Genomic DNA, 12,070 nt, shown 5'->3' with positions numbered 1-12,070 from the left:
ATTTTGAATACGGAAGTGTTAATAGCGTTTGTATTTGCTACAGCGGCATTAGCAATTGCTCCAGGACCAGACAATATATACGTACTTCTGCAAAGTATGGTTCATGGAGTTAAAAGTGGATTGGTAACAGTTTGCGGATTAATATCAGGTTGCCTTGTACATACTACTTTAGTTGCTTTTGGAGTTTCTACACTTATTAAACAAACACCTTTTTTATTTACAGTTCTTAAGCTTTTTGGAGCCTGTTACCTTTTGTACTTGGCATATAAAGTATATAAAGGGAGTTCAGAAATTGATATCTCTTCTTCCCAAATCCCAAAAAAAACATATAAAGCTCTTTTTAAGCAAGGGTTCTTTATGAATGTATTAAACCCTAAAGTGTCTATTTTCTTTTTGGCATTCTTCCCTGGATTCCTTTTTAGCGATACTTTAAACTCCATATGGCAGTTTTATATTTTAGGAGCGATCTTCATGGTAGTTTCTTTTATAATTTTTTCTTGTATTGCTGTTTTATCTGGTAAGTTGTCTGATTATATACTGAAACATAAGAACGTTGGAGTAGTTTTAAAGTGGCTTCAAATCATTGTTTTCGTGGGAATTGCAATTTTTCTTTTCTTTTAGGAGTAAAATCATCCTTTTCTGACTGTTTTTAGATAGATTAAATTCTATTGTAGGAAGATTTTAATCTTCGTTAAAGATATGGATTACACGAAAAGTTTAATAAAATCTTCATTTCAGCAAGTAATTTTGTTATTCATCGAGATTAAAATGCAAGATGAGATTCCTGTTCATACATTTACATTGTTATTGAGAAATACTCAATAATTACTGCCCCAAAGTAGAAGAATGCTATTGTTCGTCCCCCGAACGCTCTAGATTATTAATATTTTTAACCATTTAAATATCTATCTATTATGAAAAAAGTAATTTTATGCGCTGGGGCGCTTTTATTCGGAGCTACAATGATGGCTCAAAACAATGTGAGTACTTCTGCTCAAACTGGAAACGGAAATGATGTACAAGTAGATCAAGTTGGAGGTACTGCAATCTCTTATGTTGATCAAGTAGGGAATGGTAACGAAGCTGCTGTTGCTCAAAATGCTGAGGGTAACCATGCACGTATTTTACAAGAAGGTAATGGTAACATGGCATCTTCTTCTCAGAATGACACTGGATTACAAGCACCAGGAGGAGACAACTTCTCAAGACAAAGACAAGTTGGAGATGGTAATACAGCTACAGTAGATCAAAGTTCTCCATATACTAATGGAGCAGGTGGAGGAACAATAGATTCTGAAGCTAGACAAGTGCAGATTGGAAACGGTAACGAGGCTACTATCACTCAGCAAAATAGTAATCATAACTCTTCACAAAGACAAGTTGGTAATGGAAACGTTGCAACAGACCTTCAAAAAGGAGCTGGTCAAACTTCTGTAACATTACAAAGAGGTAATGGTAATACTTCTAGTGTTACTCAGAATGCTTGGGGTAATGACTCAGAGGTTACACAAAGAGGAAATGGAAACATGAGTACTGTAATGCAAGATGGTGGACAAAACATGTCTGTATTAGGTCAGTATGGAAATGCTAATACTGCTGGAGTTACTCAGGTAGGGGCTTCAAATATGGCTAACACTATGCAGATGGGTAACAATAACTCTGCTTCAATCAACCAATAATCATTGTATTTGAAATAAGTAATGAGCGAGCATATTAATGTATTATTTATGCTCGCTTTTTTCTTAAAATCTTATTTCTAATTTTTTAAAAAAAGCAAGATGAAAATAAATAAAAGCACACTATTTTTCTTAGTGAGTGGTTTGGCTGTGTCCGTAGGTGTAGCTCAAGAAAACCTGAGTGTATCAAGTCAAACTGGAGATACAAACAACGTAGTTGTAGATCAAACTGCTGGAGAGCTTACTGTTTCTAATATTACTCAAGATGGAAATGATAACAACTCTGAGGTTACACAAGGAGGTAAATATGCTCAGTCTGATGTAAATCAAACTGGAGATAATAATAATGCTACTGTAGAGCAGAATAGTACTGCAACTATAGCTACAAGCAAAAGCTATGTTACTGTTGACCAATTAGGAAATCGTAACAATGCTGATGTAAAACAAGAAGGAAGAAAAAATACTGTTGATATAGATCAAGAAGGTAATCGAAATAGAGCTAACGTTACTCAAGATGGTAAAATACTATCTAGTACAGTAGCTCAAGATGGTAATCGTAACAGAGCTAATGTTAGCCAAGAAGGAGACATGCTAACAAGTGATGTAAATCAAGAGGGTAACCGTAATAGAGCTAATGTTACTCAATACGGAAAAAGTAATAATAGTGATGTTGATCAATTAGGTAACCGTAATAGAGCTAATGTTACTCAAGGCGATGCTTCTGTAGCAAGTACAAAATTACAAAGCACTGTATTGCAAGATGGAGATCGTAATAGAGCGACTGTAGATCAAAATCGATATAATGCAACAAGTTCAATAGATCAACTTGGTAACCGTAACAATGCTTCAGTTACTCAAAGTGGAACACAACAGTTTTTAAGCGGGAAAGGTCTTACGAGTACAGTAACTCAAGACGGAAACCGTAACAATGCAGTGGTAGACCAAGAGTATAATACTTCTTCATTTGGAACTGTTAGTAATGATATAACTAGTGATGTAAATCAAGAAGGAAACAGAAATGATGCTTCTGTTACGCAAAAAGGGGCAAATGTTAATACTTTTCTTGGGTTTGGATCTGCTGATATTTCTAGTGATTTAGATCAAATAGGAGATGATAACAAGGCTACTGTAGCACAAACAGGAGATGAGACTGCAAGTTTCCTTTATCAAGCAGGGAATGAAAATGCTGCAACTGTAACACAAGTTGGATCTAATCAAATTGATGTTGCTGTACAAGTAGGTGGTGAAAATACTAGTACTTCTAGTCAAACAGGAGCTAATCAAATAAATGGTGTATTCCAATTAGGAGATTCAAACACTAGTGCTGTAACTCAAGATGGTGCACTACAAATAAATGCAGTGGCTCAAGTAGGTGCAGACAATGTTAGCACAGTAAATCAGACAGGTACCGCTAATGTTAATGGGGTATTACAAGTTGGTGCAGCAAACACAAGTACTGTAACTCAAGGAGGAGTAGGAAATATTAGTGGCGTTGCTCAATTAGGGTCTAATAATATGAGTACAGTTTCACAAAGTGGAATGGGTCAAACTAGTGGAGTATTTCAACTAGGTAATGGAAATAATGCTAATATTTCTCAAAACTAAGATTGAGTAATTATAATAACACACAATTAAATAAATAAGTAGTGAGGGAGTAATTCCCTCACTACTTTAAAAAATAAAGTAATGAATGCTACAAAGTTTATATTATTAATATTTTTTAGTGGATTTATAACCTCTATTGGTTTAGCTCAAGAGGTGACTAAAGAGGATTATAAAACCATTGTAGCCGCAAATCAAGTGCAGAAAAATAATTTGCAAGCTAGCAGTAAGACTGTTTCAGAAAGTGGTATTTATATCTCACAAATAGGACAAGCAAATGCTGCCAATGTAAATGTCGTGTCAGAGGATATGAATTATTCTTTATATCAAACTGGAGTAAATAATAAAGTGAATCAATTTAAATCTGTAGATAAATTAACAGAAGTAGTTACGCAGACTGGAAATAATAACTTCTTGCAAGAAGTAGGTACAAATACAAGTAATATTTCAGAAGTGAATACAGTTCAGCAAGGAAATAATTTATTGGTAGAAAAATATGGAACTAACAGTATTGGAGATAATATGACGATTAAAATGACTGGAAGTGACCGTTCTGTAATTGTTAAGAACTATAAATAAAAATTTCTCTTGAAGAATTTTATAAAAATAATCCTATTATTTTTTCCTTTTCTTTCTGTCTTAGCTCAAAATTTTAATAAGGAGGTAGCGGCAGAAATTATTGTTAAAGGGCCAAAGGAGGGGATTGTTTTCATAACAGCTTCAGGGAAAAATTTGACTAATACAAATTACAGTCTGACTTATGAGTTTTCTATAATAGTTAAAGATGCACAACAGCATATAGATAAAAGCACCGATGAAGGTCGCTTTACCCTCGAACCATATGAAAATAAACTGTTGGCAGAAACACAGATTCAGAAGAATGATTCTTTGGAAACTATTGTGTTGCTTTTAATATATAATGAAGGAAAACCAATAAGCACAAAACGAGTAGTTCTTTCTTTTGAAGAAGAAAAACAAGTGGAGTCTTTTAATAAGAAAAATGAAGGTATCATTTTAGAAGGGATTGTTGAAGAAGACACAAAAACAAAGGCAGGTAAAGATTTTTATGGTTTTTTCTATCAGAAATATAATATGAATGATATAAAAACAAATAAAATTATAAAAATAGAAGAAGCTATAAGTTTTGGAAGATCAACAAGAATTCTAGTTAAGGTTGGAGATGTAATTATATATCAATTTTTTGCTCAGCCTAAATTAGACTTTTTAAAAGCTCATGCAGATCAAGCTATGATATATTTAAATGGCTATTTGCAAAAACTAGAACAAGCTAGCGTCGGACCAACACGATATTAAATAATTATAATAATGAAGTTACTAATCAACCTATTATTACTACTAACTTTTACTGGACTTAGTGCTCAAAGTCTTGTATACACACCTAAAAATCCAAATTTTGGAGGGCAAACTTTTAATTACCAATGGCTGTTAAGTTCTGCTCAAGCACAAAATTCTTTTACAGATCCTAATGCAACAGATTATGAGCAAGGATCAAGTTTAGACTCTTTTAAAGAAAGTTTAAACTCACAGTTATTAAGTCAGATTACAAGAAATTTATTTTCTGAACAATTCGGCGATGGTGCTTTGGAAGAAGGGAGTTATGCATTAGAAGGTTTAGCTGTAGATATCTACCCATCTGAAGACGGATTGGTGATAGATATTTTAGATACAGATACAGGAGAGCAAACCCAAGTAGTGATACCAAATCAATAATTTATTATGATTAACCGAATTTTAACTGGAATAAGCTTACTGTTTATAACCGGTTGTGGAACTTATTTTAACCAACCTGTAGATTTTACAGATGCTAGAATAGGCGAAAATACAGCAGCAACAAAACGACTTACTAATTTGCCAGAACCAGAAAGTAAAGTTGTAGTTGGGGTGTATAATTTTAGAGATTTAACAGGACAATACAAGCAGACCGAAATAGGAAGTACTTTTAGTACAGCTGTTACACAAGGGGGAACTGCAATCTTGATAAATGCATTAGAAGATTCTGGGTGGTTTACTCCTATAGAAAGAGAGAATATAGGAAATCTATTAAATGAACGTAATATCATACGTTCTACAAGGCAAGAATATCAAGGTCAGCAAGACGGAAATCCTGGAGTGCCACCATTATTGTTTGCTGGAATTCTATTAGAAGGAGGAATTGTTTCTTACGATTCTAATATTATTACTGGCGGAATGGGAGCTCGTTACTTTGGAGTTGGCGGAAGCACACAATATAGACAAGATAGAGTAACCATATACCTTAGAGCCATTTCTACTTCCAACGGAAAAATCCTTAAAAATATTTATGTTTCTAAAACCATATTATCACAAGCGCTAGACGCTAGTTTATTTAAATATGTTAAGTTTCAAAGACTTTTAGAAGCTGAGGTTGGTTTTACAAGAAATGAACCTATTCAATTAGCAGTAACAGAAGCAATAGAAAAAGCTGTAGAAGGTTTGGTTTTAGAAGGAATGGAAGCAGATTTATGGCATGCTAAAGATGGTGTAGCAGAAGAAAATGCTTTATTAACTGCATATCAAGAAGAAAAAGAAGAAGCTTCACTAACAAAACTTTATAACAGAAAATACATAGACAGGCAGTATAGTCATTCTTTGGGTTTAAGTTTTGGTGCTAGCCTTAATAATGGAGATTATGGAAATGCTGAGGTTCGACCGGTTTTTAGATTTGATTATAAATATCGAGCATCCCGCTATTTATCACTAAATCTAAATGCAAATACTTTTGAACTCAATAATGGAGATTTATTCAGTAGGAAATTTGCTTCAGTAGACACTAATCTTGGTCTTACAATTCTTCCAAACGACGATTTAACACCTTTTATTTATGGAGGTCCAGGTATTCTTTTTGGTTTTGATGATGATGATACGCCAGAAAATAGCGAGAGCACATTCTTTAAAATTCAATATGGATTGGGACTAGAATATTTTATTAATCAGAAATTCTCAATAAAGCTATTTGCAGAGCAAAACATGACTTTTTCGGATAATCTAGATTATATAGAGAATGGTAATCGGGATGATTATTATTATAATTTCGGGCTTGGGGTAAATTTCACCTTAGGAGTAAAAAATAAATTTCAATCTACAAAATAACTTTACAAGATGAATGCAATAAAAAAAGTTTTAATATTATTATTTGTAGTGTGTATTGCTGCTTGTAGCGAGGATACTATCGATACTTTTGGAACTGGAACTATAACAGGTAAAGTAGTTTTGAGTGGAGAGAACGCTCCAATTGAAAATGTTAAGATTTCTACCAGTCCTTCTACGTCTACAGTTTTTACTGATGAGAATGGAGAATTTGTTTTAAATGATGTTGAAGAAGGGGAATATTCTGTTCAAGCTGAGAAAGATGGGTATTTAACTGCTTTTGAAGGGGCAAACGTAAAAACAGGATTGGAAGTAAATGTAATTTTTGAACTGAATATAGAGACTGCTAATAATAAACAACCTTCTGCTCCAGTTTTAATAGCACCTGCAGATGGAGCAGATGATCAAGAGTTGTCTGTGCAGTTTATTTGGAATGCTGAAGATAATGAAAGTGATGAACTTACCTATGAACTAGAAATTAAAAATAGCGCGAATAATAACGTCTTAAGGTTCACAGAAATAAAGGATACTACTTATACAGTTGATAATCTTAGTTATGGATTGAAATATTTCTGGCAAGTTAAAGTTTCCGATAGTATTAATGATCCTGTTTTAAGTGAAGTAAGTTCATTTACAACTTCAAAAACACCAACTTTCGATTACCTTTTTGTAAAGGTTGTAGACGGAAATAATGTAATATTCTCTATTGATTCTGATGGAAATGAATCACAAATTACTAGCAGTTCTTATAATAGTTTCAGACCTATATTAAATTCTGATGCAAGTAAGCTTGCCTTTTATAGAACGGTAGCTGGGAAAACACAACTTTTTGTAATGAATCTAGATGGAAGTGACCTTAAGCAACTCACGAGCTCTATTTCTCCTAAAGGTATAGATAATGAGCGTTTAGGTTTTTCTTGGGCAGATAATGATGCTTCATTGATATTCCCAAGTTATGATAAAATATATAAGGTTGGTGCTAATGGCGGCAGTAGTCAACTGTTCTATACCGCTGCAAGTGGTAGGTATATTTTGGATATTGATCAGAGCGCTGATCGTTCTAAAGTAGCTATTTTAGAAACTAATATTTCTGGTTACGAAGGTGCTGTGTATGTTATCGATGCTTCAGGAGCAACAACTCATACTGTTATTAGTGGAGTAACAGGAACCGTTGGAGGTGTAGATATTTCTGTAGACGGAAGTAAAGTTCTCTATACGCATGATATTTCAGGATATGAAAGTGATAGCGGCAGACAGTTAAACTCTAGAATGTATACATACCGATTGAGTGATGGTGCTGTTGTAGATGTTAGTGCAGAGAAGACAAATGGAACCAATGATACAGATGTAAGATTCTCTTCTAATGAGTCGCTAGTTTTATTTGTTAATTCAAGTAGTAGTGCTTCTAGTGGAAAAGTTATGTATGTAAATATTTCTGCTGACGGTCTTCCGGTAGAGAGAACTCAGATTGCTCCTAGTGGAAAAATGCCAAACCAATAATTTTTAAGAAATAAATAGAATAGTTTCTTTTATTATAAAACATACGGTTAAGGGTTTTAGAAAACACTTGTGAAACCTGTGTAGGTTGTTTACCTTTGGTTTAAAAGCAACTGATTTTGAAAAGGAACTATTTTATTTTTGATATGGATGGCGTTATCATGGATAGCGAACCTATGCATAAAGAAATATTGAAGAAAGTTTTTGGAGAACTTGGTCTAGATTTTTCTCATAGTTACCATCAAACTTTGGTGGGGATGGCTGCAGTGCCGATGTGGGAAAAAATAAGATCAGATTTCAGTTTAGAAACGAATGCTCGAGAATTGATGACTTTCCATAAGGAGATATTCTTTATTGAAGTAGCTTCTATAGATGTACCACCTGTGGAGGGTGTAGTTGCTTTTATTAATCGTTTGAAAGAATTAGATTTTACAATCTCTTTGGCTTCCTCTTCCTCTTTAAAATTAATAAACCGGTTTGTTGATGAAATTGGAGTAGCTCCTTTTTTTGATTATATGGTGAGTGGAGAATCGATTGCTCGAAGCAAACCGAACCCTGATATTTTTTTAAATGTAGCAGCTCATTTTGATGAAGACCCTTCAAAATTTATTGTTATTGAAGATAGTTATAATGGGGTAACTGCTGCTAAAGCTGCTGGGATGACTTGTATCGGGTTTAGAAATGTAAACTCTGGAAACCAAGATTTGTCTGCAGCAGATCTAATTGTAGATAGTTTTTCTGAATTGACTTCAGAAGTAATAAAAAAAATAGCTTCATAATGGAGGCTGTAAAAATAATCGAGTGTCCTAGAGACGCCATGCAAGGAATAAAAACCTTTATTCCTACTGAAAAAAAAGTTCAGTATATCCAATCTCTTTTACGTTGTGGTTTTGATACTATAGACTTTGGAAGCTTTGTGTCTCCAAAAGCCATCCCACAAATGGTAGATACAGCTCAAGTGTTATCTCAATTAGACCTTTCTAATACTTCTAGTAAATTATTGGCCATTGTTGCAAATTTACGAGGGGCTCAAGATGCATGTACACATCCAGAGATCGATTATTTGGGATACCCTTTTTCTATTTCTGAAAACTTCCAAATGAGAAACACGCATAAAACAATTGCAGAAAGTGTTTTATTGCTTTCGCAGATTTTAGAGCATGCATATAAACATGATAAAAAGGTTGTTGCATATTTATCTATGGGATTTGGAAATCCTTACGGAGATCCGTGGAATGTTGAGATTGTAGGGGAGTGGACTGAAAAATTAGCGGCCATGGGAGTCGAAATCCTTTCATTATCTGATACGGTAGGTACTTCTACAGGAGAAACTATAGATTATCTATTTTCTAATTTAATACCAAAATTTCCAAAAGTAGAATTTGGAGCACATTTGCATACTACTCCAGATAGTTGGCATGAAAAAGTAGACGCAGCATATAAAGCGGGCTGCAGAAGGTTTGATGGAGCGATTCAAGGTTTTGGTGGCTGCCCAATGGCTGCAGATGAACTTACGGGAAATATGCCTACAGAAAAATTATTTTCTTATTCCAATTCTGTAAAGGCTGATTCTAATATCAAAGCAATGAGTTTTGAAAGTGCTTATAATGAAGCTTTAGATTTATTTCAATATTATCATTAATATTTTCTATTGAAATCCTTTTTATTATAGAACAATATAATTTAAATTAAATCTAAATAAGTTTGTTAAAAGCGTTAACATAATCTATATTTGCTTCATATTTATATATATTAAGTCTAAATAAATTATGAAGTCAACATTTACAAAATCTTTATTAATAGCTTCTTTAGCTATAGCATCGTGTTCAAGCGACGATGATAATATGGGAGGTGAAGAGGTTATAGAAGTTACTGCTCCTGCTAGTTACGTTTTTAATAGAGGGTCTGAAACTACAGTAAGTTTTACTGGTCAAACACAAAGAATTGCAATGGCTACTGAATTAGCATCTGCAATGATGGATTTTGATAATTCAAGTGAAGCTCTATTGTTAAACGTGTATGCAAATGAAGAGAATCCTTTCTCTGATACAGCTTTAAACGAGTCAGGTAAGAGTATAAAAAGTAAAGTTGCGGCTTCTGCAGAATACTTTGCAACTAATACTGTGTTAAGTAATGAAATTAAAACAAAATTAGAAGGGTTTCTTTCTTCTCAGATAAATGAAGTTTTTCCTAATCAAGAAGTTGTTGCTGAAAAAGGAGTAGCTGGACAGATTACTGGAGTTGGATCAACAAGAATACGTTATGTAAGTGCAAATGGTTTGGAGTATAATCAAACTTTTGCTAAATCTATTATTGGTTCGTTAATGTTAGATCAAGCAATCAATAACTATTTGAGTGATGATGTTTTAGATCAAGGAGATAACAGAAGTAATAATGATGATGATATAGTAGAAGATGGTAAAAACTACACTACTATGGAACATAAGTGGGATGAAGCTTATGGTTATTTATACGGTGCTTCTCAAGATCCTACAAACCCAAATTTGACATTAGGTGATGATCGTTTTTTAAATAGCTATTTAGGACAGGTAGATGAAGATTCTGATTTTAATGGAGTTGCTGCAAATGTTTTTGATGCTTTTAAGTTAGGAAGAGCTGCTATCGTTGCAAAAAACTACGAAGTTAGAGATGAACAAGCAGAAATTATCCAAGAAAATCTTTCAATAGTACCAGCTGTAAGAGCTGTTCACTATTTGATGGGAGGGAAAGCTTCTATTGAAGCGGAAGATTTTGGAAGTGCTTTTCATGAATTGTCAGAAGGATATGGTTTTGTTTTTAGTTTACAGTTTACTCATAATCCAGAAACTGATGCTCCTTATTTTTCAAGTTCTGAAGTAAATGGGTTTATAGATCAGATGATGCAAGGAGAATATGGTTTATGGGATGTTTCTCCTGAAGTGTTAGAGGAAATCTCTGAAGAGATAGCTGCAAAATTTGGTTTTACCGTAGCACAGGCAGTAGATTAATAAGTCTAAATTGAATTGATATACTTTCAATATATAATAATATGAAGTTAAATAAATGGATAGGGTTAATAGTAACCTTAGTTGTTCTGGGTTGTAGTTCTGATAGTAGTAATAATGATGGAGATGAAAACCCTACTGGAGGAGATAATGATTTTAACCGAAAGAGTATATTAACAAATTGGGCAGATAATTTTATCATGCCTAATTATACGGCATATGTTAGTGCAACTTCTAAACTTACAAAAGCTGCAAATGATTTTGTTGTAGAAACTAATATTCAGAGTTTAACAGATCTTAAAGTTGCATACAAAGAGGCTTATTTGTCTTGGCAGCATGTGTCAATGTTTGAGATTGGGGAAGCTGAAAGAATTCAATTAAGAAATTTCACAAATATCTATCCAACTAATAAGGCGAATATAGATGCCAAAACTGGAGGATTAGAAAGTTATAATTTAGAGTTACCTTCTTCATTTTCAGAGCAAGGATTTCCAGCTTTAGATTATTTGCTTTATGGTACAGGAGAAACCGATGAGATGGTTTTAACGTATTTTGAAGACCAAGTAGCAGCAAAAGATTATTTGCTAGCATTAGTAAATAGATTGGATAAATTAGGTTCGCAAGTTTTAGAAAATTGGAAAACAGGATACCGTGATACATATGTTAATAATGATAGTGATGCGGTGAATGCTTCTTTTAATAAAACTGTAAATGCATATGTGTCTTATTATGAGCGTTTTCTTAGAAGTGGAAAGGTGGGAATCCCCGCAGGCGCTCTTTCAGGGCAACAATTTCCAGATCGTGTTGAGGCTTACTATGTTAATGATATGTCTAAAGAGTTATTTTTGAAAGCACTGGACGCTTCTAAGGATTTTTATTTAGGAACTGGAGCTACTAATGTTACTGGAGCTAGTATTTATGATGCTCTAAAGGGGTTAGATCAAAATGAACTTGCTGACGACATTTCAGAACAGTTTGATGTGATTAGAGAGGAGGCTTCAAAGTTAAATGAAAGCTTTTCTTATGAAGTTGAAAATAATAACAATGCTCTTATTGGGTTGCGAGATTTGTTGCAAGTAAACACTATTTTGTTTAAAAATGATATGGTTTCTGCTTTAAACGTGACAATTTCTTATCAAGATAACGACGGAGATTAGTATGTAGTTGTGCTAATTGAATTAAGAA

At 33.6% G+C, this 12,070-nt stretch carries 12 protein-coding genes; all 12 read left to right on the top strand.

The window, feature by feature from the left end; translation table 11 throughout:
* Positions 1-3 precede the first annotated feature (3 nt).
* Positions 4-621 carry a LysE family translocator gene (locus JM658_RS08985; RefSeq protein ID WP_236958923.1) on the top strand — a complete coding sequence of 206 codons (618 nt, stop codon included), beginning with the start codon at positions 4-6 and terminating at the stop codon, positions 619-621.
* A 293-nt stretch (positions 622-914) separates the two neighbouring features.
* Positions 915-1,679 carry a hypothetical protein gene (locus JM658_RS08980; protein ID WP_236958922.1) on the top strand — a complete coding sequence of 255 codons (765 nt, stop codon included), beginning with the start codon at positions 915-917 and terminating at the stop codon, positions 1,677-1,679.
* Positions 1,680-1,778: 99 nt separating this feature from the next.
* Positions 1,779-3,281, top strand: a complete 1,503-nt coding sequence (locus JM658_RS08975) for a hypothetical protein (protein ID WP_236958921.1) — start codon at positions 1,779-1,781, stop codon at positions 3,279-3,281.
* An 81-nt stretch (positions 3,282-3,362) separates the two neighbouring features.
* Positions 3,363-3,857 carry a hypothetical protein gene (locus JM658_RS08970; protein WP_236958920.1) on the top strand — a complete coding sequence of 165 codons (495 nt, stop codon included), beginning with the start codon at positions 3,363-3,365 and terminating at the stop codon, positions 3,855-3,857.
* A 9-nt stretch (positions 3,858-3,866) separates the two neighbouring features.
* On the top strand, positions 3,867-4,592 hold the full coding sequence (locus tag JM658_RS08965; protein WP_236958919.1) for a CsgE family curli-type amyloid fiber assembly protein: 726 nt from the start codon (positions 3,867-3,869) through the stop codon (positions 4,590-4,592).
* A 12-nt stretch (positions 4,593-4,604) separates the two neighbouring features.
* Positions 4,605-5,009 (top strand): curli production assembly/transport component CsgF, encoded by a 405-nt coding sequence (locus tag JM658_RS08960; RefSeq protein WP_236958918.1) that lies wholly within the window; start codon positions 4,605-4,607, stop codon positions 5,007-5,009.
* A gap of 6 nt (positions 5,010-5,015) precedes the next feature.
* Positions 5,016-6,407 carry a CsgG/HfaB family protein gene (locus tag JM658_RS08955; protein ID WP_236958917.1) on the top strand — a complete coding sequence of 464 codons (1,392 nt, stop codon included), beginning with the start codon at positions 5,016-5,018 and terminating at the stop codon, positions 6,405-6,407.
* A gap of 9 nt (positions 6,408-6,416) precedes the next feature.
* Positions 6,417-7,904 carry a carboxypeptidase regulatory-like domain-containing protein gene (locus JM658_RS08950; RefSeq protein WP_236958916.1) on the top strand — a complete coding sequence of 496 codons (1,488 nt, stop codon included), beginning with the start codon at positions 6,417-6,419 and terminating at the stop codon, positions 7,902-7,904.
* A gap of 116 nt (positions 7,905-8,020) precedes the next feature.
* Positions 8,021-8,680: an HAD family hydrolase gene (locus tag JM658_RS08945; protein ID WP_236958915.1), complete on the top strand. Its 660-nt coding sequence runs from the start codon at positions 8,021-8,023 to the stop codon at positions 8,678-8,680.
* Positions 8,680-9,543 (top strand): hydroxymethylglutaryl-CoA lyase, encoded by an 864-nt coding sequence (locus JM658_RS08940; protein ID WP_236958914.1) that lies wholly within the window; start codon positions 8,680-8,682, stop codon positions 9,541-9,543. Before JM658_RS08945 ends, JM658_RS08940 begins: the two co-directional genes overlap by 1 nt.
* A 127-nt stretch (positions 9,544-9,670) precedes the next feature.
* The gene (locus JM658_RS08935; protein WP_236958913.1) at positions 9,671-10,888 is read left to right on the top strand and encodes a DUF4856 domain-containing protein; all 1,218 of its coding nucleotides are present in this window, start codon (positions 9,671-9,673) and stop codon (positions 10,886-10,888) included.
* Positions 10,889-10,929: 41 nt separating this feature from the next.
* Positions 10,930-12,042: an imelysin family protein gene (locus JM658_RS08930; RefSeq protein ID WP_236958912.1), complete on the top strand. Its 1,113-nt coding sequence runs from the start codon at positions 10,930-10,932 to the stop codon at positions 12,040-12,042.
* Positions 12,043-12,070: the final 28 nt, after the last annotated feature.

Source organism: Joostella atrarenae (assembly GCF_021764745.1).
GTDB lineage: Bacteria > Bacteroidota > Bacteroidia > Flavobacteriales > Flavobacteriaceae > Galbibacter > Galbibacter atrarenae.
This window is presented reverse-complemented; position numbering and strand designations above follow the sequence as displayed.